The sequence below is a fragment of the Rhizobium sp. PvP014 genome (genome assembly GCF_017876855.1).
GTDB lineage: Bacteria > Pseudomonadota > Alphaproteobacteria > Rhizobiales > Rhizobiaceae > Neorhizobium > Neorhizobium soli.
This window is the reverse complement of sequence record NZ_JAGIOT010000002.1, coordinates 991,287-1,014,733: the sequence shown is the minus strand read 5'-3', so window position 1 is coordinate 1,014,733 and position 23,447 is coordinate 991,287. Positions and strand designations below refer to the sequence as shown.

Annotated in this window: 19 protein-coding genes; 8 read left to right on the top strand and 11 right to left on the bottom strand. The window is 57.9% G+C overall.

Annotated features, from left to right (window positions below; all coding sequences use genetic code 11):
• Positions 1–39: 39 nt before the first annotated feature.
• Entirely contained in the window at positions 40–465 is a 426-nt protein-coding gene (locus J3A65_RS09600; RefSeq protein WP_209900904.1) for a DUF4864 domain-containing protein, read from the bottom strand.
• A 206-nt stretch (positions 466–671) separates the two neighbouring features.
• On the opposite strand from J3A65_RS09600, the gene J3A65_RS09595 reads away from it, so the two are divergent.
• The 3 genes from J3A65_RS09595 (at position 672) to J3A65_RS09585 (ending at position 3,114) form a co-directional block, all read left to right on the top strand.
• The gene (locus J3A65_RS09595; protein ID WP_174196646.1) at positions 672–1,817 is read left to right on the top strand and encodes an MFS transporter; all 1,146 of its coding nucleotides are present in this window, start codon (positions 672–674) and stop codon (positions 1,815–1,817) included.
• 165 nt (positions 1,818–1,982) lie between these two features.
• Entirely contained in the window at positions 1,983–2,567 is a 585-nt protein-coding gene (locus tag J3A65_RS09590) for a DnaJ domain-containing protein (RefSeq protein ID WP_113165235.1), read from the top strand.
• A gap of 67 nt (positions 2,568–2,634) precedes the next feature.
• The gene (locus J3A65_RS09585) at positions 2,635–3,114 is read left to right on the top strand and encodes a GNAT family N-acetyltransferase (RefSeq protein WP_209900902.1); all 480 of its coding nucleotides are present in this window, start codon (positions 2,635–2,637) and stop codon (positions 3,112–3,114) included.
• 14 nt (positions 3,115–3,128) lie between these two features.
• On the opposite strand, the gene J3A65_RS09580 is transcribed toward J3A65_RS09585, so the two are convergent.
• A complete protein-coding gene (locus tag J3A65_RS09580; protein WP_209900900.1) occupies positions 3,129–4,292 on the bottom strand; it encodes an MFS transporter in 1,164 nt (387 codons plus the stop codon).
• Between the two features lie 126 nt (positions 4,293–4,418).
• On the opposite strand from J3A65_RS09580, the gene J3A65_RS09575 reads away from it, so the two are divergent.
• The 4 genes from J3A65_RS09575 to J3A65_RS09560 all read left to right on the top strand — a co-directional run bounded on the left by J3A65_RS09575 (position 4,419) and on the right by J3A65_RS09560 (position 8,383).
• Entirely contained in the window at positions 4,419–5,192 is a 774-nt protein-coding gene (locus J3A65_RS09575; RefSeq protein WP_209900898.1) for a DeoR/GlpR family DNA-binding transcription regulator, read from the top strand.
• A gap of 68 nt (positions 5,193–5,260) precedes the next feature.
• Complete coding sequence (locus J3A65_RS09570; protein WP_209900896.1) at positions 5,261–5,641, top strand: VOC family protein; 381 nt, start codon at positions 5,261–5,263, stop codon at positions 5,639–5,641.
• A 581-nt stretch (positions 5,642–6,222) separates the two neighbouring features.
• Positions 6,223–6,579: a hypothetical protein gene (locus J3A65_RS09565; RefSeq protein ID WP_209900894.1), complete on the top strand. Its 357-nt coding sequence runs from the start codon at positions 6,223–6,225 to the stop codon at positions 6,577–6,579.
• Between the two features lie 704 nt (positions 6,580–7,283).
• Positions 7,284–8,383, top strand: a protein-coding gene (locus J3A65_RS09560; RefSeq protein ID WP_209899056.1) for an IS3 family transposase whose coding sequence is annotated in 2 segments (ribosomal slippage) — positions 7,284–7,536 and positions 7,536–8,383 — 1,101 coding nt in all. Because the reading frame shifts where the segments join, the coding sequence is not laid out codon by codon here.
• Between the two features lie 601 nt (positions 8,384–8,984).
• Here J3A65_RS09560 and J3A65_RS09555 read toward each other — a convergent pair.
• From J3A65_RS09555 to J3A65_RS09545, 3 genes are all read right to left on the bottom strand, one after another.
• Positions 8,985–9,320: a hypothetical protein gene (locus tag J3A65_RS09555; protein WP_209900892.1), complete on the bottom strand. Its 336-nt coding sequence runs from the start codon at positions 9,318–9,320 to the stop codon at positions 8,985–8,987.
• 320 nt (positions 9,321–9,640) lie between these two features.
• Positions 9,641–11,980: a peptidoglycan-binding protein gene (locus J3A65_RS09550; protein ID WP_209900890.1), complete on the bottom strand. Its 2,340-nt coding sequence runs from the start codon at positions 11,978–11,980 to the stop codon at positions 9,641–9,643.
• A 76-nt stretch (positions 11,981–12,056) separates the two neighbouring features.
• Complete coding sequence (locus J3A65_RS09545; RefSeq protein WP_209900888.1) at positions 12,057–15,164, bottom strand: hypothetical protein; 3,108 nt, start codon at positions 15,162–15,164, stop codon at positions 12,057–12,059.
• A 486-nt stretch (positions 15,165–15,650) separates the two neighbouring features.
• Here J3A65_RS09545 and J3A65_RS09540 point away from each other — a divergent pair, with 486 nt between their 5' ends.
• Positions 15,651–16,034: an SOS response-associated peptidase family protein gene (locus J3A65_RS09540; RefSeq protein ID WP_209903424.1), complete on the top strand. Its 384-nt coding sequence runs from the start codon at positions 15,651–15,653 to the stop codon at positions 16,032–16,034.
• Positions 16,035–16,080: 46 nt separating this feature from the next.
• Here the strand turns inward: J3A65_RS09540 and J3A65_RS09535 are convergent, their stop codons facing one another.
• The 6 genes from J3A65_RS09535 to J3A65_RS09510 all read right to left on the bottom strand — a co-directional run bounded on the left by J3A65_RS09535 (position 16,081) and on the right by J3A65_RS09510 (position 23,438).
• The gene (locus tag J3A65_RS09535; RefSeq protein WP_209900886.1) at positions 16,081–17,307 is read right to left on the bottom strand and encodes a hypothetical protein; all 1,227 of its coding nucleotides are present in this window, start codon (positions 17,305–17,307) and stop codon (positions 16,081–16,083) included.
• Complete coding sequence (locus J3A65_RS09530; protein ID WP_209900884.1) at positions 17,304–18,218, bottom strand: hypothetical protein; 915 nt, start codon at positions 18,216–18,218, stop codon at positions 17,304–17,306. Before J3A65_RS09530 ends, J3A65_RS09535 begins: the two co-directional genes overlap by 4 nt.
• Before the next feature lie 2 nt (positions 18,219–18,220).
• Positions 18,221–18,925, bottom strand: a complete 705-nt coding sequence (locus tag J3A65_RS09525; protein WP_209900882.1) for a hypothetical protein — start codon at positions 18,923–18,925, stop codon at positions 18,221–18,223.
• Positions 18,926–19,031: 106 nt separating this feature from the next.
• Positions 19,032–19,592 (bottom strand): type II toxin-antitoxin system VapC family toxin, encoded by a 561-nt coding sequence (locus J3A65_RS09520; RefSeq protein ID WP_209900880.1) that lies wholly within the window; start codon positions 19,590–19,592, stop codon positions 19,032–19,034.
• 496 nt (positions 19,593–20,088) lie between these two features.
• Positions 20,089–22,158, bottom strand: coding sequence for an ATP-binding protein (locus J3A65_RS09515; protein ID WP_209900878.1), 2,070 nt, complete (start codon positions 22,156–22,158; stop codon positions 20,089–20,091).
• The gene (locus tag J3A65_RS09510; protein ID WP_245341506.1) at positions 22,155–23,438 is read right to left on the bottom strand and encodes an SIR2 family protein; all 1,284 of its coding nucleotides are present in this window, start codon (positions 23,436–23,438) and stop codon (positions 22,155–22,157) included. The genes J3A65_RS09515 and J3A65_RS09510 overlap by 4 nt, the downstream gene beginning before the upstream one ends.
• Positions 23,439–23,447: the final 9 nt, after the last annotated feature.

Sequence of the window (23,447 nt, the reverse complement as noted above, 5' to 3'; positions counted from 1 at the left end):
AGCGGGCAGGGGGCGGTGCCCCTGCCGACCATGTTTAGACTAGATGCCCTGGCTTGCCGTATTGCGGATCATCCGGACGCCGTTGACCTTGTAGGAACCGTCATCCATCAGCCGCATCTCGTAGATGGCGGTCCAGTCCTTGCCTTGCTTGGCACTGATCATCACCTCCTGCAGCACGACTTCGCCGCCGCCCACCAGTTTGGAACGACCGAAGGCATAGGTGCCGGCTTGATAGACAGCTTCATAGTTGTCTCGCACCATGGCGAAGAAGACTTTTTTATCCGGATAAAGACTGCGGATCCCCGGCGAAGCGAGAGAATAGGCCTTGTCGGCATCGTCATTCATCAAGGCGGAGATCTGGGCGGAGATGACGGCGCGGGCGTCGGCGACCGGATCTTCGGCGTGGACGACACCTGCGGGTGACAGAAAGAGGAATGCGGCAAGAGAGGCTATTCGAAAGCGCATCTGACATTCTCCAGCATCGGCTTCCATGAAGTTTAGAGCATACTCACCAAAGGGAAAGGTGGCGTTGCGGATATTTTCAGCATCACCGCGATCTGCCCAGTCGGACGGCAAACCTTAACGCAGGGCAGGGTCCCACGTTCATGTCTTGTCGTCGTCAAAGTCGCGGTGCACCAGTGTGTCTGATGTGATTGCTTCGGAATTCCGTAATGACCCTACTTGCGCCGGCTCTGCTCTATTTCAGCAATGCTCTTCTGTTCGTTTCCCTGTTCACGCGGCTTCCGGCCATTCAGGAATCGATGGGCATCGACAAGGCGGTGCTCGGGATGGCGCTCTTGAGCGCCCCGGTTGGCACGTTTCTGGCGCTACCTCTGGCCGGACGGATCACCGATAGGCTTACGCCACGGCTGACCGCGGTCATCACGCTGCCCATTGTCGCGCTTCTGAGCCCGATCCTGGCGGCCGCGCCGCTCCCTTTATTTGTCCTCGGTTTCTTCCTGTTCGGCTTTTTTCGCACGATCTTCGATGTGTCCGCCAACATGATCTCCGCCGGTATCGAGCAGCGGACCGGCACAAAGGTTCTGGCGAGAAGCCACGGGTTCTGGTCGGTCGGGCTTCTGTTCGGATCGCTTGCGTCCGGTTTCCTCGCAGCGCAGGGCGTATCGCCCTTTGTGCAGCAGAGCGTGGCGGCGCTACTTGTCCTCGTAGCCTGCTTTGCCGTCTTCCGGGTGACGGCCGCCGACCCGGCGCCAGCTGCGCCGACGACGAAAAGAAAATCCGCATACGTCATGCCGGACAAGACCATCATCCTCATCTGCATCATGGTGTTCGGGCTCTGCATCGTGGAAGGCGCGGTCTACGACTGGGCGATCTTCTTTCTGCGCGAGGAAATGGGGGCGGATCCGGCGATGGCCGGCGTCCTCTACGCCGTCTTCACCGTCGGCATGGGACTGACGCGGCTGTCGGGCGACAAGCTGCGGGAAGTCGCAGGACCGATCTCGCTGATCCGGGGATCCGCTATCGCCGTCGCGTTCGGTATCGTGCTGCTGGTGACCGCCGCAAACCTCGTCGTTGCCGGCGTGGCGCTGTTTCTGATCGGCTGCGGGATCGCGCTGGCCTTTCCCTTGGCAGTCTCGACCACGATTGCCCGTGGCAAGGGACAGCCCTCCGACAATCTTGCAGCCCTCGCGCTGACCCTGATGCTTTCCACGATCGGGGTGCCGCCGCTTCTGGGCTTCATTGCAGAGCATGTGAGCCTGGTTGCCACCTTCGTCGTTTTGCTTCCGACCGTTCTCATCAGCTTCCTGATGGCGCCGGTGGCCGATGGGCGCCGGCCGTTTCGTCTCAGGCGTTGATCGCTTGCATGTGGAAAACCGGTCGGTTTTGGGGCAGGGGCAAGACTTGCCGGCTGATGGCCCCTAATTGGCCACATGAATGGATAATGGCTTGAGCCGACTGGACTTCGTCGCTACGACTGGATTGGCGTTTTCTGATATGACTTTCCGAAAACAGGTGGCACTGTGATCGATCCCTATGAAATTCTTGGTGTTTCGCGCGAGGCGGATGTGACGGCGATCAAGCTTGCCTACCGCAAACGGGTGAAATCCGCCCATCCCGATACCGGCGGCGATGCGGAAACGTTCGGACAGCTGAAGGCATCCTTCGAGCTCCTGAACGACCCGATCCGCCGAAAAGTCTATGACGACACCGGTTACGATCCCGAGCTTGCCGACAAGAAGGACCTGCAGGGTCTCGTCATTTTGGAGATGCTCGTCAACGAGATGATCCTCGATGAGCGCGAGCCTGGCAGCTTTGATCCGGTTTCCTCGATGCGGCGCAAGCTCACGGACCGGATCGTCAATGCGCGCTTCCATATTCTCGAGATGGAGCGCCACCGCGCCCGGATCCGCAATCACATCAACCGGATCGGCCGCAAGCCGGAAACGGATGTTCTGGGTCGCATGCTGAAATCCCGCTGCGAAACGATTGCCGATGCGATCAGCAAGGCCGATTCCGAGATCCAGACCATCGAGCAGGCCTATGGCATGCTGGACGGATACAGTTACGAGATCGAAATCGCCGAGGTAAAGGACGCGGCCGAATAGGCCGCGGACCCTCACTCGGCCATCGGGCGATCACATTTGGCGTTGCCGAAACTTCACGGATCATTTCATGACACTTGCCATCCGAGACGCCACCCGTGCCGATGCCGGAACGCTCCTGTCTTTCATCCGCGAACTCGCGATCTTCGAAAAGGCCGAGCATGAGGTTGCGGCGACCGTCGAGACGATTGAGATATCGATGTTCGGCCCGACATCTGTCACGCGCGGCCTGATCTGCGAAAGCGATGGCAAACCGGTCGGCATGGCCATCTGGTTCTTCAATTATTCGACATGGCAGGCACGGAACGGACTTTATCTCGAGGATCTCTACGTGACGCCGAACGCTCGCGGGCTCGGGGCCGGGAAGGCGCTGTTGCGGCATCTCGCGAAGATCGCTGTCGAGAGCGGGTGCGGACGGTTCGAGTGGAGCGTGCTCGACTGGAACGAACCGGCGATCGGTGTCTACGATGCGATCGGTGCCGAACCGCAGAAGGAGTGGATCCGCTACCGGATGGCGGGTGACAAGCTCAGGGACTTTGCTGACGGCTAGGCCGGGTCAGCGCGTTACCGTCGCGCGGTCAAAGGCCAGGTGAGCGCGACGAACGCCATGCCGCCAGCAACCAGAACGAAGGCCACACCCAGACTATAGTGATGGGCGACGAAACCGATGGCTGCCGGACCCATGAGAATTCCGGCGTAGCCCATCGTCGTGATGGCAGCGATCGCATGGCTGGGTGGCATTTGGGTCTGCTTGCCGGCGGCTGTGAACAGAACCGGCACGATATTGGAAGCGCCGAGCCCTACCAGAAGGAAGCCCGCAAACGCCAGGGGCTGGTTGGGAGCCAGGACTGTCAGCAGGAAACCCAGTGCTGCGAGCGTGCCGCCACCGACCACGACTTTCATGCCGCCGAGCGTTTTGACGATCCAGTCGCCCGTCAGCCGACCGACGGTCATCGCGATGGCGAACATCGTGTAGCCAAAGCCTGCCTGAGTCGGATCGACCAGGTGTGCGCCGATGAGGAACAGAGCGCTCCAGTCGAGCACCGCGCCCTCGCCAAGAAAAACCAGAAAGCACAGCAAGCCGATGAAGGCCACGATGCCGCGCGGAATGGTGAACAACGGCGCATCCCCGGTCTCCTGGTTTCCGTAGGGCAGGAGGCCCCGAAAGGATTGCGCCAGCAGGCCAAGCAGCAGCGCACTGAACATCAAGGTCGCGGTCAGGGGTGAAACGCCGGCGCCGAGCAAAAGGCTCATGCCGCCCGCGCCGACAATGCCGCCAACGCTGAACAGCCCATGGAAGCCGGACATCATGTTGCGGTCACTATCCTTCTCGACCATGACGGCTTGAATATTGATCGCGACGTCAACCGCGCCAACACTTGCCCCGAACAGCGCCAGCGAGATCGCCATGCCGGGAAGCGAATCGGCGACCGCCAACATCGGGAGCACGAGGGCCAGCGCCAGGGTGCTTGCCACGATGACAGCCCGGCATCCGAATCGGCTCGCGAGAATGCCGACCATTGGCATGGTCACGATAGAGCCCAGGCCAAGGCACAGGAGCAACAGGCCAAGCGTGCCGTCATCTACGCCGATTCGAGCCTTGGCGACAGGAACCAGCGGCGCCCAGGCCGCCATGGCCGAGCCGGCAATGAGAAAGCTGGAGCGCGTGGCCCATTGGTGTCGGCCTCCCGTGCGGGGGCGTCCTGTGAGGATCTGCGCGTTCGGCATCTCAGTAGCTCCTGGATTTCGGCGTTGGATTGCGGAAGAGATCGTCGCCATCCTTGATGATGCCCTGTGTACAGAATGTGGAATAATGTGCAAGATCGTGCAGAAACTTCATAGGAGAACGGGCACTTGCTGACAGAAGAGAGGCTCGACCGCATCCGCGAGCAGTTGACCATCCGCGGCAAGGTCGTGGCGAGCGAGCTGGCGACGCAGTTCGACGTTTCCGAAGACACGGTTCGCAGAGACCTGCGCGAACTCGCCAAGCTGGGCTTCTGCCGTCGTGTCTATGGCGGCGCGCTGCTGCCGACGCCGGATTTCGGCACGCTGGCCACCAGAACTGCATTGGATAAGGATCGAAAGTCGAGCCTTGCACGGGCGGCGGCGCGGCTTGTCGAGGACGGCCAGACCGTGTTCATCGACGCCGGATCCACCAATCTTGCGGTCGCGAACGCGCTCGATCCGAGCCAGACGCTGACGATCATCACGAACGCGCCGGTGATTGCGACGGCGCTATCAGACCGACCGAACTTCACGGTCATTGTACTCGGCGGTCTGTACGATCAGGCGAAAGGCGCGTGCCTCGGGCCGCAGGCGATACGTGAAGCCATGCAGGTCTATGCGGACATGTTCATCATCGGCGTATGCGGCGTGGACAGCATCGCCGGCGTCACTGCGCTCGATCCGAGCGAAGCCGAACTCAAGCGGACCATGGTGAACCAGAGCAGCATTCTCGTTGTCGCCGCGACGGCCGAGAAGCTCGGCACAGTCGCGCCGTTCAAGGTCGCGGACACGTCGATGATCGATCATCTCATCGTGGAGGATGGCGAATTCGACCGCGGAGACTTCGCGCGGTGCGATGTCCAGGTGCATGTCGCACTAGATGGCGGTTCCGCATCGACGTGAAGCATCTGTTGGCAATGCCCGCATCGCTCACACTATCGCAAGCTCATCAAACAGGATTTTCAGGCCTCATGCGCATCGCCCACACCGCACTTTGGACCCGCAACCTCGACGCAGCCGCCCGGTTTTTCGAGACCTATTTCGACGCAACTGTCGGCGAAGCCTACCAAAGCAAGAACAGGGTAGGGTTCACCTCGCGGTTCGCGAACCTGCCTGGTGGAGAGGACCAGATCGAGCTCATGTCCGGACCATGGGTGACGGACGCCTCAGAAGAAAGCGTTGGCTGGGACCATATCGCCATCGCCCTGGGCAGCGAGAGTGCAGTCGATGCTTTGGCAGAACGTTGCCGGCTGGCCGGCTGTCTGCGGTCAGGCCCAAGATGGACCGGTGACGGGTTCTACGAGGCCGTCATCGTGATGCCGGATGGTAGCGCCGTCGAGATCACCGTTTGAACGCGATGCCGACGGCGCGCAAAGTTGTTGCGTTCGGTGATCAATGTTCTGGGTACTGAAACGTATGGGATGTGATCCGGCGGATCCGGCGCTCGCTCAGGTCAAGACCATGCGCCAGTGACACTACTGTCATCACGCACGATACGGCCTTGGACGAAACTTCGATCCGCCGCAGATCGCGCACGCTGTCTCGTCCGCCTGAATAAGCTCCGACTGTGAATTTCGGCCATTGCAATTCTTGGCTAATTTTATTCGAATCCAGGCAGCTTTAGCCCGGTTTGAAAATGACGCTCCCAGACGCAGAGAATCCCGGCTTTGACCGGGTTAGTATCGCGTCATATCGTCGGGAAACTGGTCTGAACGCTAATCGGGGAAATCACAATCTGTCGCTCCCAGAACACCGGAGCCACCTCCATGGCGACGGCATAGATCAGGCTTAACAATGGGTCCGCCACGTCATATCCCCCCACATGCCCGCGCTCAGGAATGCGGTCATTGAAGATCGCGCCGAGAAATTGGCTCGTTCTCGCTAACTGGACGTTATGAAAATCTAGGATATCAGGGAGGGAACGGAGAACCCAATGCATATCCAGATTAGTAGCCGAGTGTTCGAGGATACGGTCGTTCTCGAAGTCGATGACGACGGTCACCTGATGTTGACGCTGAAAGTTCCGCTGAGCAACGACTTCATCCGCATCGATGAGGAGTTTCATCTCGAGGACGACGAAGAATTCGTGGACGGGGTGCCCGGTCTAGTATTGCCGAGGGGCTACTTTGCCATTGGCGTCTTCAAGGGACGCGGCTCAAAAATTCCGATGCGTATCTTCCTCGTGGGAAAAGGACTTTCGCTTGAATTGCTGGACGAGGCTGCGGTCTATCGGGCAATCGCTGCTCACGAAGCAAAGCTGAAAAATGAATCAAGCGGATTCAAGCGATAGACTGCGATAGAAGCCGTGTGGTCATGCTTAAGCAGTGACCACCGACCGTACTTTTTCTCGAAATCAAACCCGCTTTTCGCTCGAACGCATAGTTCGGTCAGTCGCGCGCTCGAGTCGTCGTTGCCACACGCACAGATTAGGGGCCCGTAGAAGTCGATCTGAAAGCTGAGTTCGGGAAATGCGCCCCTCTCCAAACTCTCGGTCATTGATGCCAGTATCGGCTCAATCTGCTCGCGATCCATCGAAGTCTCCCATTGTTGCCTTTCGAGCATCGGCCTTAGCCTTCACCGGCGCAACCAGATCCGAGAATGGTCGTTGCCTGAAGCAGAACTCTTGCGCGTCCGACTTATGGGGGTCTTGGTTTGTGGCTTTTGCTGTCTACCTTTTAAAAAGGCGACAAATTCACCGATTGTGAAGCAGTGCTTGCATGTAGGCTCCATTTTTTGTCACGCGTCTTACGCGTAGCATCCCCTCAACAGCCTTCTATCGATTATCGGCATCCGGCCTTCGCTATGGTTCGTCATACAATCGCAGAATTGTAACTTCAATGTTCTCGGCACCAAACTAAAGAATAAGAAACAGGCCCCACCGATGAGGAACAGGGCTACGCGCTAATCTGTGACATCGAACCTGTCGCCTCTGACCTGAGCCCCTGACCTTCCTCCAGATTTTGGTAGAGTCCGTCACATCAAGGAGACGGACGAATGAAGCGTTCACGGTTCACGGAAGAACAGATCATCGGGATATTGAAGGAGCAGGAGGCGGGCGCGAAGACGGCGGACGTCTGCCGCAAGCACGGCATCTCGGACGCAACCTTCTACAAATACAAGGCGAAGTATGGCGGCATGGACGTGTCCGATGCGCGCAAGCTGAAGGCGCTTGAGGACGAGAATGCCAAGCTGAAGAAACTGCTCGCCGAAGCCATGCTGGACAATGCGATCCTGAAGGATGTCGCTGCAAAAAAATGGTGACGCCCGATGTGAAGCGGGATGCGGTGGCTCATGTCTGTGCGCAGCATGGGGTGAGCCAGCGTCGGGCGTGCGAGGTTCTGTCGGTGGATCGGTCGAGCATGCGATATCGCAGCGTGCGGCCTGACGATGCGGCCATTCGTGAGGCGATGAAGAAGGTGGCATCTGAACGACGCCGCTTCGGTTATCGCCGTATCCACGTCATGCTCGACCGGCAGGGGATCGTCATGAACCTGAAGAAGCTTCGGCGTCTTTATCGGGAGGAGAAGCTGACGGTGCGCAAGCGCGGCGGCCGGAAGCGAGCCTTGGGGACAAGGCGTCCTCTGGCTCTGCCCTCGCGTCCCAATGAGCGCTGGAGCCTGGACTTCGTCAGCGATGCCTTCACCGACGGTCGCCGCTTTCGGGTCCTGGCCGTCGTTGACGACTTCACCCGCGAATGCCTATGCCTGGTCGCCGATACATCCCTGTCAGGCGCAAGGCTTGCCCGTGAACTGGATAGTCTCATCGCCAGACGCGGAAAACCGAGGACGATTGTCTCGGACAACGGGACGGAGATGACCAGCATGGCCATCCTCAAATGGTGCCAGGAGAGCAAGGTCGAATGGCATTACATCGCCCCCGGCAAGCCGATGCAAAACGGCTTCGTCGAAAGCTTCAACGGCAGCTTCCGCGACGAGTGCCTGAACGAGACGCTGTTCTCGTCGCTCGCTCAGGCCCGCGCCGCAATCACTGCATGGAAGGAGGATTACAACAGAAACAGACCGCACTCGTCGCTGGGCAATATCACCCCCAGCGAATTCGCAATGAAAATGGCCATGGAAAAACAGGCCGCATGAGGCCAGATTAAAAATCCAAGACTCTCCCGAAAACTGGAGGGAGATTGGGTCTCAGGTCACACGACTTACGATGCTCTTCGCGACGTCAGTCCGCTGCTGGCCTCGCGCAACGGCCTAAGCACTGGAGAGGACACGTTAGCGGTCGTGGCTCACAAGCTCGCTGATCTTATTGCCACTTAGCTTCCCGAATTTCGATGCTTAAAGCCTTTATAAATCTCAGAAGGAATGTATCTTGACTATGAAGGATATGTTCCTTTCGAAGACGGTTGGAACGCACCAAGGCTAATCTCAGCCGCATCGCTTTTTCTGCCTATGGGAGAGGGTTGCCCCCTTGGGCTTCCGACTTGCAACTGGCACTGGAATTTTCATATTAGGCGAAATAGCTCGGCCATGGCAGATGAAACGGCCGAGTGTAAGTGTTGCCCGGCCGCGGATGCTTGGCCTCAAGCGTCATCATGACGAATTCTACTGCACGCTCCGAGAGCGTGAGCCGTTCTGCCGAGAATGCATTGACGTCATCTGGCTCCAGATCGTTCTTGTCGTTTTGCAGATGCAGCCGGTTCCGAATCCGCCTGAGAAGATCGAGGTCGTCGTAAAAGGTCTACCCTAGCTCGTCGAATATGTCATGCCTCCGGCAACTGGCGATGAGGGTCTCCAGCTTGTCAATCTGTTTCCCTCGGATGTAGGTAATGACATTCGCCGGCATGCCCATGACCCCTTCACGGGTGAACCATTTGACCCGCTTGTGGAGGTCGTAGAGCAGGGCCTCGATGATCGCCACATTGAGGATGATCATTGGCTTCTGGAGGTAGCGCTTCCTCGCCGGGTTCGCCTCCTCCCGTAGGGTCCACAATGTGCTGACTACATCGAGACTGTGCGCGACATTTCTGGCCAGCGTGAAGTCGCCGATGAATGAACTCGGGCGGTCGACGGGCATCTGCGTCTCCATGGGGCTAGGGCGCCCCGAAAGGAACAAATCTCTACACTTTTGTGCGGTCGGGTTCAGACTGGGCACACCGTAAGCAGCGCTATAAGGCGGCTATTTCATCCTTTTCGCCCGAAACCGGATCGTCCGCTACCGGCCCCTTGCGGAAATCTGGAGCCTATCGGGAACATACCGCCAGCCAAAGCCGAGGACCGGTACGCCATGCTGGACGGACCGGCCATTGCCGCATAGCTTAAACGAAACGGCCTCCGGCAGACCCGGTGCGGTTCAGCATGGTCGACTCGGCTCGGAAATGCGAAGCCATCTGTGGTTCAACCTAGAACTACCCTTCCATCCATGATCGCGGTCATGAAGCGATATCCGTTGCTCGCTACGTAACGCGGATCGGCCTTGAGAAGGCTCATGAATTCACGGTGGCTCTCAGTGCTCCTTCCGACTAGGCAGCCAGCGCTTGATTTCCCTAGATCTAATCTATCGCCATCGTAGCCCCAATGCTGATTGATACCAAATAGACCCTCATAGACCTTATCGCCGGCTCTTAAGTAGTCCTTGTTCAGGTCCCGGTAGACCCGCAACGGCTCGACCTGGACGAGTGCCTCATGCGCGCTCGGCGTGCCGGCTCGGTGGGTACCAACACGCCAGGCTTTGTACTGACCAAACGCAATGCGGGCAGCTCCTTTGTCGTCCATTGGATTCATCGTCCAGAACCGCCCAGGCTCCGTCGTCGCCTCCCAAAACTTAAATTGCAAGTTGCCGCCACTGTCGATCCAGAAGACGAGACGAAGATCGTTAAAGGCATTGGGTACGTTAGCGTTGAGCGTTCCATCTGGACACGTGCCCTCCAGATAGACGATGTTCTTGCATTCCGGATATAGGCATATCCAATATTTATTTGATATCATGTAGTCCACTACCCGGTCCAACCACGCCCCCGTTTTTGGGATGGGCGCCAAGGCGCTCACCGGATCGGTAAGCGCATTTTGGATGCCCGCGGGGACCGTTACTCCATCATAGGCCCTACCGTTTTTAGCGCAGCAGACAGCCAGCGCCCATTTGGAGACCGGCCCGAAATCGCCGTCCGGCGGCGGGTCTAGATATCCAAGATCCGAAAGCATCTGCTGAATTTGTTTGTCGCCGGTCGACACTGTAGTGTCGCCGGCTACGCCTGCCGCTGGTTGCACCGCGCGCGACTGACCATTCGGTTGAGCGAACAGCGCCGCGAGGCTCGGCGTATCTGAGGATGCTGCCCAGTTCTCTTCTCCGCTCACCCGCATGGCATCGGCAAACCAGGTGACAAACTTGTCGACGTGGTTGCCGGTGCCAGTCGGGTAGCAGAGGAGACGCCATCGATTGGCTTCTGCGGCGTCCTTGCGTAGCGAACCAGCATTGTAGGCAGCAGCGACGAGCGGCGCGTCGAAGTGGTTGTTGCCGCGTTGCTTGGCGATGTATGCGGTACCCGCGTCGATCGACAGGCCGGGATCCAGCAGATCATCGCCTTTAATACTTTGCCGCCCCAGAGCCTCCCTCGCCGTACCGACGAGCGTTTGCATGAGCCCCACACTCTCGTCATTGATCTTGGGCTCAGGTCGCCGAACGTCCGGTTTGCCGCTGCTCTCTGTGGCTATCGTGGCAACAATCAATTCGATCGGGACACCATATTGCTTGGCTGATCGTGTGCACAGGTCCCCGTATTTAGACCAAATATCGCGCACCGTGACCGGCTTCCCGGCGCTTCCCACCGCTGCTGCCCCCTCGATCGAAATTCCCGTTGCCGTCAGGCACCAATCGACGCTTTCAGGATACACCTTATGCGGCGTCGTGAGCTCGGGGAGCAGCTCAGCCAAGAGACTAAGCTTGGCCGGGGTCACTCCTGTCGAAACGGGTCCTCCGGTTGGCGCGTCAGCGGCGACAACCGGTTGATTGGCAGCGACTGGAGGAGGTTGGACAGGCGGTGGCGCATAGTTTGGAATGTTGCGGGTTTGAGTGAGGTCTTTCATGGATTCGGCTATCGAATCCGACTTTTCTCTGGAGCCCTGGCTGCTTCCCCAATAAAAGCTGACGACCGTGCCGGCGATGCCGTTTATGAAGCCCACGGCGGTGCCGATGAGACCGAAGGCTGCGACGGAAAGTTGGTTGTTGGTGGTGAGTTCAAAAAAGCCAGAGGCCAGCAGAACGAGGGCTCCTACCATAAAGATCATACCGACGACGGCAATTCCGACCAGCCACATGCCTGCTGTGAAAACCATAGGTGCAATGTTGCTGGCAGACTGGAAATCACCCGCTCGTGCACGATCCTTGGTCGCGAGCTCGGTGAACTTCAAGCCCGTATCGAGTTCGTATTTTTTAAGATCGTTTTCCGCCTGCGTAAGCGACCGCATCAACTGCGGATTGGTTGAGTTCTGCTCGACTATTCTGACGATATCCTCCGGCGTGAGGACTTTGACATCCGGTGTAGTCGCTATAGTCGAAGCTGAGCCGGGAGGGGCCGCAGCCGGTGTGTGATGAGGTTGACCATTGCGCGCAAACTGACCAAGCGCCGTGGAGGCGACCGCCGCCGCTATGATGTTGAAGGGCGGCGGAATCGCAAGCGCCGACAGAAGTGTAGGCGCGGCAGACCGCAGCAAGTCGGATACTATTCGAGATAATGCCATGTTCCCCCCCCATCGTCGCAAGAATTCTCGCAAAAAAGGCAACCAAAGGCTTGTCGCGTGCAAGCAACACCAATCGTTATCGCTGTGCCGGAAGATCCTGATCATCCTGCATCTTCGCGTCCGTGTCCGACGGAGGTTCTACGCCGGACTTTTGATCGAAGAGATAGCTCGGAACTGTGTCGTACATCGGCTCATCGATACCGTTCAGGAGCATCAGGTTCGCCATGATCGGCGAAATCTGGACATCCGGGAAATAGGTCGTGAAAAGGGCGATCGCCTTTGTACGGTGCGAGAAGAAATCGTAAACACGCCGCTGCACGAAGCGGGCTAGTTCGGGCCGATGACGGGAAACGAGCAGCGCGTAGGGCTCATAGGTGTAGAACGCCGCGAACCGCTCGACATCCTGCTCGTGGCACCGCCTTGCTGTCCGCCACGAATCGAACTTCGCCTGAATGATTTCCCGGTCGCCGAAATAGACTTGCTGCCTACCCATCCGCTGGCTGCAGAACCATTCGGTGAGCGCGTTGTATGTCGGAAAAGGGCACAGTCTCACCAGGGGCACTTTCCACGTAATACCGGGGGACTCTGGACAGGTAGCATGTCGCGTAGTGCAATCTTTCGATTGGCCCGAAGACGAGTTGATACCGAACAAATCGACCTCGCACGCCCGTGCTGCGACCTGCTCGGCCGTCGTATTCTCGACGTAGGCCAAATCGGTGCCGGCGCGCGATCCGGATACGCGGCGAACGAGATAGGAAACGCCAGTGACGAACACGATGGGCGAGAAGTAGCCGTCGATTGTCTCGTTGCTCCTCCAAAATCGCAACGTGGTCGGGTCGCAGAGAATATTGATCTCTGTCTTTCTCTCCGGCGCCTCCGTCCGAAAACTGTCGAACCGGTCGGTAGCATTCACCTCTACTTCCTCGAGGTGATAGGGGGAGTTGGCGAAGATGCTGTAGCAAAGGTCGGCGGCATAGCCTCGATAGCGCTGGGTGCCTAACGGGCCGGCCTTGTACGAGAAGGGCTCGGCATCGGCACGAAATCCGGCCCTCACGGTTATCGGCTCCGCTGTTGGCGATTGCGGACCGACCTCTCCGGCAAACGTGGTGCCGCTCGAGGCCACCACCATCGCGAAGCCGGCGATAAACAAAGCGGACGTGGCCGTACGGCCCAATACCAACCCGTCCGGCGTCTTCTGCTTTGCCGAACCGGTCTCCGTTGCATGCTTGGATGGAGGCCAGGCGGCGTTGGTGACCGCGACGAAGACGACGGTAAAGTAGACAACCAAGTCGGTGAGGTTATAGAAACGATAGAGGCTCGACCTTTCCGGATTGAGATTTATGGCCTTCAGCGTCTCGAACGGCTTGCACGCGACGACATCCGTCAGGCAACCCGATAGCCACGCGAGACTGAGGCCCAGCACCGCCGCCGCTGTCGTCACCGCGCCAATCGCGCCGTAGATAATGGCCGCCAGCTTGCCTTGGGGCCAGCGTTCCGATGCTCGTATGACAAAGCACGCGAAGATAGCGGCGCAAACGCTTTTGGGTATAAAGACGCCGAACGCCGACTGCTTGCGCGTGTACAGTAGATCGAGAAAGCGATCCGTATTGTCAGAGATCAAAGCCGTCCAAAACATGGCGAGAAGCGTGAGGCCGAATGCCGCCACGACGGTGGCGAGCGCTGTATAGTAGATCATCCGCTCGGTAGATTGCCGGCGAGTGTGGAGATTTCCGAGGTGCCGACGCCTGTCGACGTCCGTGAGATATTGCCTGAGCGCCAGAACCGCGAGCACCGGCAGCAAGAAGACCAATGCGACTTGCAGCGTTTCGAGCGCGGCCGTGGCAAAAATCGTCATGGCGGTAAGGTCAACATCGCTAAGCGGCGAGTGAAGGCCAAGCCGGGTCATGAGAGCATAGGTGCAAAAGATCGGCGGCAGCAGGATCAGAACCCAGAAGCCTGGCTCCGACCGTCGCTCAAGCGGAGTGATCTCCTTCACAGCCGCTTTCAGCGTCGTGTGTAAATCGCTCGCCTTAGCCTTTTCTTGGCCGGCATCGCTTGCCTCCTCCAAGTAAGGGCTTCGTTCGGCATAGACGGCGAGAATAGCGGCGAGCTCAAGTCGCGACTTATCGATTTTCGCAACCGTGTCTTCCAGCATGTTTTCCACTTGGCGGCGTTGGCGGGCGTGGACTTCTTTTTCGGCCTCTTGGTTGGTGGAGCCGTTAGCGATGCCTCCCCTGTTCTCCTCCGGGTAGGCGGATTCGAAGAGGTCTTCGAGGGCAAGCAGCGCGCGCTCCGCCGTCTGGCGTTGCTCGCGCGCCAAAGGCTGCAATTCGTCGAGAACGTGCGTATCGGGCCAGGAGCCGGGATCGCGGATCGCCTCGGTGAGGATTTCGAGTTCTGTCCATTTCCGAATGAGCGGAGCAAAGTTGCCGGTGCGCTCCAGAAGGATCCGCATCCAGGGTTTCACGCGGTTGACTTTTTGAACTATGGGGTCTTCGCCAGCCCTCTCTTCCGTCGCGACGCTGACGCCATTCCCGTCCGTCTGGTCTGGCTTGTGGGAATTCCCATTTGCGAGGATTGCCTTCTGGACAGCCGGCCTGGTGTGCTGGTCGAGCGTCAGCAGCAAGCGGCGCGTACGCTCCTTGAGTTGCATCGGAACCCCTGCCCATCCGTGTACCTGTCTCCGGAGCCAAGTTTCCAAGACCTCCACGGGTCTCAGCAGCGGGGCAAATCCCGCCATACCGATCGCGAGCGTCAGTGGCCAGCTCGGGCTCGTCAGCGTACCGCGGCCGATATTTACCTCTAGTCCAGCCATCGGGATGTAGTTCACGGCCTTGAATATCAGCCCACCGAAAAAGGTCAGAGCTGCATAAATCGCCAACAGGATCCCAGCGTAATAGAAATACGCTTGCCGCATGGCATAGCTGCCGCGCAACTGTGTCGGGGCGAGCCGCTTGACCACCTCGTAGTCGTATTCATCGGGTTGAGAACTAGGCTGCCTGAACCGCCGCCATGCGAAGACGGCGACCAACGCCGCGCCGAACAGAAACGCAAATACGAAATTCCACTCTAGCCGGACGCCCATTAGCGGCAACAGGTCACGTTGCTCCAGCCGGAGAAGATGATAGCTCCAGAAGGACGTGGGAACGTCTTGCGGCCAGACATTCACGACCTTGTCGCCCACGTCTGCCCCCCAAATGCAGCCTCTTAGGCCACTGAACTGTTAGCGTTCAGCATTTCTGGACGTTGGGATCACACTGTCCGGCCGAAAACGCGGGCCCCGAAGGCACCGCGGATCCGAAAACAGACAAAAGCAGGATCAACGCCAAAGAAATTCTACGCATCGCCCTCACCACATCGAATAGTTATAATCGCACCTAACGCTGCCATAGATTGCATAAAATAACAAGAAAGATTTTGTTGCCTTACTTGGCTATCGCCTATCTTGAAAGTCGCAATGGAGTGGCTGGCGTTGCTCCACACTGCGGAATGTTGTCGTCACCATTACGCCGAAGGCGCTGAAATAGGGAGGTAGCTTTGCTTCCTATGAATCATCGCAATCATAATGAATATGACATATTCAGAAATAATTTCCGGTAATACATCCGCATTACGACGCATCTGGGATGGGTCCTCATTGCCTACAAGTACGTTAAGTAAAATAATCTGAATTATATTTTCCGTCACCGCGTTCGCGGAAGCCGAGGGAGAGAAAGGCCGGAAGACGCGGACCTGGTTAAGCGTTGAGAACGAGCCTGCGTTCGCCTGGGGCGGCCTCTGGCGGGTGTCAGACGAATGGGGGTCGGTCTATTCCGGTGCGATGACGGATGCGAACGACGCCGTCCGCCCTGTCCATGACCGGATGCCGGCCCTGCTGCATCGTGACGCATACGATCGATGGCTGAACGGCTCGTTCGACGACCTCCTGGCATCTCGGCAGCGCATCTTCCCCTCGGTCGGCATTTGCACGGAACTGACGGCTGTTCTCTGGGTGAAACGGAAGGCTGCGGCCATCGAGGAAGGCCTTCAGTTGAACAGTTCGCCGTTTCTTTGACACGCTGAATTTCGACGCCTTTCGCTGGAAACAGCGAAGCTGAAGCTTATGCGCTCACTCCTGCCTGGATCATATCTTCCACCTCCTTCGGAAATGCCAAAGTCGGCCATTGCTGTATGAGCCAGTCGATCGCCGCATTAGTTATAGTCCGGCGTGCGCCCACCCGGACTCCTGGAAGCAACCTAGACGCGGTGACAGGGGGTTGGAATTCGGCGAGAAGGTTGGCAGCGGCGAATACGGCCACCGACCAAGCTCGCTCCCCGTTTATCGGTGGCGCGTCAGCGAGGATCGCCGGGTTAGCGTTGATCGCGCACAGGAGGTTGAAAGCGCTATCCTCAACCTTACCAAGAATCGCAAGCTGCTTAATTTCCGCGGGCAGAGGCCAAGCTGCGAGGCAATCTACCGGGTCGCCATGACTCCCGACTCTTGACCCTAGTGATAGGAAACCGATGACTGGATCGAAGTCCCAATCCGCAGCAGTCCCGCAAAACGCTTCAGGGAGCAGGTATCGCCGGTACGACTGACGCATTTCGCCGACCACCGGCATCAACTTAGGTAGCAGTCGTTCAAAGTCCTCGGAATACGGGCCTTCTACGATGTCACGCCATAGGTCGAGTCGGCTTATAGCCGTGCCGAGACTTTGCGCGCTCTGGGACCAAGTCATGACTGCGTCGTCGTTTCCGCGTAACGGAAAACGTCGGAGAAGTTCGAGGACGATCTCTGTGGCCCCATCTACGAGAAGTGCTGATCCTCCGATGTCACCCTGCACGGAAGCCGAGCCAACATGGATCTCCTCTGTTTGAACCGGTGCACCCGCTTCGAATTTCAGACGAGCGATTGCAGCTACAATCTCCCTCGCCGCACGCAAGACAGGATGCTCAAGTACTTCTCCAAAGGTGCCTCTCCCGCCGGAAGGCACTTCTGGGGACGGCCCATCCGGGGCCGGAGGCGGACCCCCAAGGCCTCCGCCACCGTCAGTGTCACCGCTGCCGCTGCCGACATAAACGCGGCGTACGAATTCTGCGAGCTCGCCAAGTGTTTCGAAGGCAAGCTCAGCCCCGCCGACGAACACGCCCAACTGCGCACTTCCTCGCGCAGCGCCAAAGCCTATTGCTCGATTTGTAAGTGCTTCGGCCTGGAACAAAGGAGGCGAAAGGAATACTGCGGGTTTGTTGAGGTTGATCGTGTCGAGCTCCAAGTCCGCAATGCGCCAGCTTGCGAAGGCTAGGCCAGCACGGGCGTCAACACTATCGATGCGCCAGGCCTCAGTCATGTACGAACCCGCCCAGAACTGACGACCACTTTGGTGGGAATGGACTTCGCCTTGAGGGCTTCGTCGGCCCTTCGCCTGCGGTGACGCCACAGCAGCTCGGACCAGCTCGGCATGGGACCACGACGGAGTCGGTCAGCGACAAGTCCATCGACTGCGGCGTCGGCTGCGCTGGTCCTTGCCTCCGCTAGATCTCCGACGTTGAATGAACTCTCCCTGATAACCTCGAGATAATCTTCATCCGCCAGGATACCCTCTGAAATTGCCCCGATCGTCAGCCGTCGATCACCGTCCGCGCCAGGTTTCAACACCTTGCAAGCGGCCATGTCGCCGACTTCGTCCCATTGACCTGCGACGACGTCTGCTTGTTGCTCTGCGAGTTTTGGGTCCCAGACGTCGCTAATGTGTGTCTTCGATCGAAGAGGTTCGCAGATAAGGTCGAACGAATTGCGATTCAAAACCTTCGTCGTCGGCGATACCTTGCTGTCGTCCAGGACAAGGCAGACATCCCCGTAGTAGCGGATGCCCGATCCATTCAGTTCCACTGCTCCGTAGTAGAGCTTGTCCCAGCCAGCAGTGGCGCCGAATAGCGTCGCAAGCATCCGGTCGATCTTCTCACGAGCGTCCGGCGAGCCGATGCATGGTGCGGATCCGATGCGTCTGGCGTGGTCATACCTGTTCTCGTAGGCATCGACACGTGAGTTCCTAGTGAATGAGGGGACATCAGCAGACGAGATGTTGAAAACCACACGTGCGGCGCCGTCCTTCTTGATTTTCCCGGTGTAAGGACTGACGCCTCGGATGGCCCCCCGGATCGTGTCGGCGTCCGCATTTCGCCAAGCACTCGATATATTGGGGTATTTGGTGAGAAGTGCCCGCAGGGCGGGTAGCCACTTGTCTGGTTTGAAAGGCATGGTCACCCACCAGTCTCGAGTTCGGGCACCCGCGTCTCATCGGTTTTGATCGCGACGTTTTTGAGGTTCGCCGCCGTGAAACCGACCACGCCCGCTACGCCTATGATGAGACCGACCAACATTAGAACTTCGAGGATTCGGCGCTCCTGGTGGCATCTCTTACGAACTGCATAACCCTCTTCTTTCTTGCCTTTATTCAAGTACTTCTGGGTGACTGCATAGAATTTCGACCAGACCATGTGGACACGTACACCGGCAGCTACCGCCACACCCAATCCAGCCCAGCCAATCATTTCCAGCCATAGATGTTCAGGTGGTACGCGAAGCGTAGGTTGGAATGAGACTGTGAAAGCGAGAAGGGTGGTCGAGATCGCAAGGATGTATTTGTAGTATTCCCTGCGATATTCCGCCGATATTTCAATGTCCCCGCGGAGGAAAGTCTCACTGGGATTCCTTGTGAAATTAGGATTTATGTTCGCCGCATCGTCGGTGTCCTTCGCTTGCGTTTGCTTTGTGGGTTCCGTGCTAGGATTCGCAAACGCTGGCAGACACGTGTGGAGCGGTTGCTGGGTCTCCAGATGGATCGTGCGAAGGCCATTCTGAATAAGAACCGTAACGCGCTGGAGAAAATTGCGACGGAGGCATGTGTCGAAGGTACGGTCACCGGGGTCAAAGTAAGCGAGTTTCTGACTGGGGCTGTTCGCCATGGCGTGCACGGTCGAACCGCCTAGTGTATCGACGCGTTCTCGTCTGTTTCAATTGTAAGGTCTGGTTCTGCTGGTTGTATTTCTTCCGGGGCCCTTCGGTAAGCGACTACATCCTGGGAAGGCGGATGACCTGCGGATCTGGCCTGCTGTGATCGAAGACCGGTATTTGCCGGTCGACCGTCGGGGCAACATACCATGTGCTCTCGTTTGGGTGGTACACTCCAGGCAAGGGGAAGCTTCGGTCGATAGACAGGAAGTCGTCGACGTTCTCCGTTATGATCGGCGTCCGGTGCACGATTGAGACGGCCGCGATCATCAGGTCGTGGCCTAGACGGTTCCGTTTCGATTTTCCATCGGATATCCACATCTGCTTTAGCCGAGGTGTCGAGGTCATTTTCGCATAAACGTCAGCGACATCGAGGTTCATTGGAAGAACTGGGAAATTCGTCTGTCGGATGTTTTCCACCCAAGTAAGAATTTCTGCAGCCTTGGCGGGATTGTCCGGCTTAAGAAGATAGGCCCCTCGAAGAAGCTCTGCTATGATCGGGTAGCAGATCGCAAGATTCTTCTTGCCGACGTCAAGTAGCCATGGCCGGAGGCCGGGCCGTTTCTTCTTGTCGCCCATATGGCTGACGATGTTCGTATCCATGAGGAAAAGCTTACGCACTGGCGTATTCCTGTGTGCAATGTGAATTGCTAATGCAACTGCCCGGCTACGCGCTATCGTTCGAAATGTATTTCCGAAAGCACTTGGAGTGACGAAATAATGCACGATTCAGAATGGCAACGGAGTGAGGTCGGAGCCCGCGTCGACGACTTGTTCGATGCGGCTCGAGTCGATGGGCCGCAGACAGTCATCGATGCCAACGGTACCTACGAGGTAACGTTCACGCCGCAAGGGCAGTCCCTTGAAGATCTATTTTCGAAACCTGGGATCATCTCGGGAGGCGTCGACGACAAGCCATAATTTTGTTTCAACCCCAGTATCTAAAACGTAGCCGGTGATCGATCCCGCAACAAGAGGCTCGGCACATTTTAATCGATATCGAAATGTCGGCCCTGCCAACGACCATCTGATCCTAGAATGTGCACGAGATAGGAGCCTTCAGCAGCTACCGTATCCGTAAAATCCTTGATCGCTAACGTTGGGAGTAGGAACCTACCTACTGCTGCCATCCCGCCGCAATCGCACCCCAGTCAACATCACGCTCCTCCTTGCCGGTCCACACATCCCAGTAGGCTGGATCGTCGGACCTCGGCCGATGGTCGTAATGCAATTCTCGCATCTCTACGAGAACCGGGATCGGCGCCGCCCACCCCAGAAGGATAGCGTGCCTAGAGGGGAGGCCCGGAAGTTCCTTCAGCAATCCGCCGATGTTGTCGGGTACGAGCCTCGAGACCAGCTTCTGATCAGCATCATTGACAATCCGATGAAGCAGGAACGTGTTGCATTGGGCAAGCAATGTTGGTGAGAGTTCCGAGGGTCGCTGCGACGAGACCAGCAGGCCTAGTCCGAACTTCCGCCCCTCGCGGGAGATGCGTTCGAAAATGTCCCGGCAGAGATCGTCCGCATTCCAGCTCTCACGGTTGGTCGCGCCAGTTCCCTTGACGAAGTTGTGGGCCTCTTCAAGCACGAGAACAGTCGGCAGTGACTTTCCGGTATCCCGGCGAAACCGCTGGAGAGCCTCGAAGACTACCCGCGCCAGCACGGAGACAATGATGTGCACCGTGTCCGAGGGCACGAGAGAAAGGTCGATCACGGCTATGTTGCCGTTCGAAGCACGGTTTGCGCCGACGTAATCCTCCAGCCAGTCCTTGAATTCCGGAGGATCGGGATCGTTCACAACGCTCCCGAGGCGGCTGTCCGCCAGCATGCCTCGAATCCTCAATCCAAGCGTCGAAACGAAGTTTGCAACGTTTGCCGACTGTCTGGCAGCGAGTCCTTCCAGATGGCTTGCCAGACTGGATACGTCGAAGGCGAGTGGCGCATCCTCATGCATGTGCTCGTCGGCCTCGGCACTGGGAAGCGAGACGAGCAGAGCTTCGAGCGAGGCGGCAACTTCCTCCAGATCAGCGGCTGCGAAATCGCTCCAGTACTTCACTCGTTCCAGCTTTGCTCGAATAAGAGCTGCGACGGTTGCCTGGACGTGTCCGACAGCGTCATGGTGAGCCGTATCCACTCGGTCCGGCCAGAGTTCGCAGTCGACAGTCAACGTGGCAAGAACGCCCCCGAAGTTCTTGTTGCCGGGGAAACCTGTATATTCTTGGCGGCCGTTTGCCAGTGCTGACCTAATGGATGCGAGATATGATGACGCCAGGCGTGCAACCTGTGCTTCCGGCGTGATATCTAGCTGCTTTCCGCTTTTCAGTTCTCTCAACCCTTGCAGAAGCAACGGACGCTGGACTGCTGGCTGGGCATGGGAAAGCGTGCTCCATTCCGCACCGTTCCAAAGCCATGCCGGGACCTTGAGTGCCTTTTCTTCTCCACGAAGGGGAGGCACCCGGAAGACACGGACGCTGGCCGGGTCATCGGCGAATGCCCGGCTGTACTCGCCATTGGGATCCAGGATGATGAACCGTGCGTTGGGCGCGCCCGGCTTCCCCGCCTTCTTTCTCTCTTTGTCGGCCGCATCGATCGACCACCTGATCAGGCCTGCCACGGAGCAGGATTTCCCGCTTCCCGTGTTTCCGAGCACGGCAAGGTGCCGACCGAATATCTTGTCCGGATCCACCATGATGTCGGCATCCATCGCGAGGGGAGAGGATCCGATCAAGACCCGACGATCCGTGTCGCCGGCCCCGACGATCGCGGCAACCTGATCGGGCGTGGGAATCAGAACTTGGTCGCCCACGGATGGGAAAGCCAGCACGCCTCGTGAAAGCTCATGCCTCGGATTGTTATCGCGTCCATTACGAAGAAGCAGCGTGCCGATCGGAGAGACGTACATCTTCCTTGTCGGGAACGGCAAATCCAGCAAGCCTAGCTCCCTCTGGCCACCTCGTGGCATTGGCGACTTCATCACCCCGATCCAGGTCACGTATGCGACCGTTGCGCCGACTTCGTTTGGAAGCAGGACGTAGCTGTTGATCCGTGGGAACGGCGTCGGGATACCGGTATTTAACGCGATGGCCTGAGGCGCTTCTCCACCCAGTGACACGACGATCTCTGAGGGCGAGACGATCTCGACCGTTCCTATGACGAGATCCGACAAGGCTTGAACGGGATAGCTCACTTGACTGCCTCCTCTGGGGCCGTCACCGAAATTTCTAGCGGGCGCTCCTTGAGAAGGGCGGTCATCCGAGCCGTGATGAAGTCGAGAGCTGGTTTTGGAAGGTAGTTCCGGGTCATTGTCTGGAGGTCGCTGAAATGCGTCCCGACCAGCAGTGTGGTTTGTGCTTCGCGGGTCTTAGACAGGAAGGATTCCAGTCGCTCGCTCACAGACCGGGCGGCGACCACGACGTGGGTCGACGGGATCGAGAGCATGTCCAGGATCACGCGGTTTATGTGATCATCACCGAAGCCGTAGCCGTATATGAAAAGAACCGCATTCGGCCTACAGACGGATGCCGCGAAATCCCTGAATAGTTCCGCGTAAGGATAGTGTGTGGTTTCGAAGTCTTTCGCAGGATTTGGATAGATCATCACGGTGTCGACGGGGTCCTTGGGAATGCCCGTATGATCCCGCGGCGCGCCAAACGGCAAGCCTAGTCTCGAGATCGTTCTACGCGTGTCGTCATAGATCCAGTCCAGCGACCCGTGAAGCTTGGTGAGGCGCACGACACCTTCCATAAACCTAGGTTCTCCGCGGATGCCCGGCGGGTTGTAGTGGTAGTCGACATCCAGCCGTGACGCCCGAAAGACCGGATTCAATGCGCCGACGAAGCGGTCGATCATTCTTATCCCAGCAAGATCGCATCCATGTTCGATTAGGCGGTCGTAATTCGTGGTGAAGATGTGGAGGCGCTCACGCGACGCAGTGCGGCTGGCAAAGCTGAGAAGGAAGGACTGAAGTGCGATCTCCATGTTGACCTGGTTCTTACCCGAAGCGTCTACGATGCCGATTTCCGTATCGAGCAAGGATTCGAGAAACACTCGCATCTGACTGCTGATGCGCTTTCGAAGATCGTCGGCATCAGTGGGGTCAGTGATCTCCTGACCCGCCAGTACGGCCAGCGCACTCCGGAACTGATCCTCAATGTTTGCGGAGCCTCTTCCCATCTTCTTGGCCATCGATTCCGCATGGGCGTTGATGTACGGTTCACAGGCTCCTCCAATTGATATCGTGCCCATGCCAGTCGCGGCTGATCCTGCAATCTTCCCGACGGCCGTCGTAAACCCGCTGCCGACGAGCAAGTTCAGATGCTCAGCTTGGAATGTCGCAGAAAGCCACGGCTCGATCTTCTTCCGATGCTTTGCCACAAAATCAGACAACTGCTTTTCGTCGCTAGGCACGTCTTCGCAGGAATGGGAGGCGTTTCCAGCTCTGTAATAGTGCTTTCCCATTTCCGTCATGCCATCCTC

What these genes read in the sequence shown, in the direction of transcription:
- J3A65_RS09600 (WP_209900904.1), bottom strand. Translation starts at nt 465, where the DNA reads ATGCGCTTTCGAATAGCCTCTCTTGCCGCATTCCTCTTTCTGTCACCC.
- J3A65_RS09595 (WP_174196646.1), top strand. Translation starts at nt 672, where the DNA reads ATGACCCTACTTGCGCCGGCTCTGCTCTATTTCAGCAATGCTCTTCTG.
- J3A65_RS09585 (WP_209900902.1), top strand. Translation starts at nt 2,635, where the DNA reads ATGACACTTGCCATCCGAGACGCCACCCGTGCCGATGCCGGAACGCTC.
- J3A65_RS09580 (WP_209900900.1), bottom strand. Translation starts at nt 4,292, where the DNA reads ATGCCGAACGCGCAGATCCTCACAGGACGCCCCCGCACGGGAGGCCGA.
- J3A65_RS09570 (WP_209900896.1), top strand. Translation starts at nt 5,261, where the DNA reads ATGCGCATCGCCCACACCGCACTTTGGACCCGCAACCTCGACGCAGCC.
- J3A65_RS09565 (WP_209900894.1), top strand. Translation starts at nt 6,223, where the DNA reads ATGCATATCCAGATTAGTAGCCGAGTGTTCGAGGATACGGTCGTTCTC.
- J3A65_RS09555 (WP_209900892.1), bottom strand. Translation starts at nt 9,320, where the DNA reads ATGCCCGTCGACCGCCCGAGTTCATTCATCGGCGACTTCACGCTGGCC.
- J3A65_RS09550 (WP_209900890.1), bottom strand. Translation starts at nt 11,980, where the DNA reads ATGGCATTATCTCGAATAGTATCCGACTTGCTGCGGTCTGCCGCGCCT.
- J3A65_RS09535 (WP_209900886.1), bottom strand. Translation starts at nt 17,307, where the DNA reads ATGACTGAGGCCTGGCGCATCGATAGTGTTGACGCCCGTGCTGGCCTA.
- J3A65_RS09530 (WP_209900884.1), bottom strand. Translation starts at nt 18,218, where the DNA reads ATGCCTTTCAAACCAGACAAGTGGCTACCCGCCCTGCGGGCACTTCTC.
- J3A65_RS09525 (WP_209900882.1), bottom strand. Translation starts at nt 18,925, where the DNA reads ATGGCGAACAGCCCCAGTCAGAAACTCGCTTACTTTGACCCCGGTGAC.
- J3A65_RS09510 (WP_245341506.1), bottom strand. Translation starts at nt 23,438, where the DNA reads ATGACGGAAATGGGAAAGCACTATTACAGAGCTGGAAACGCCTCCCAT.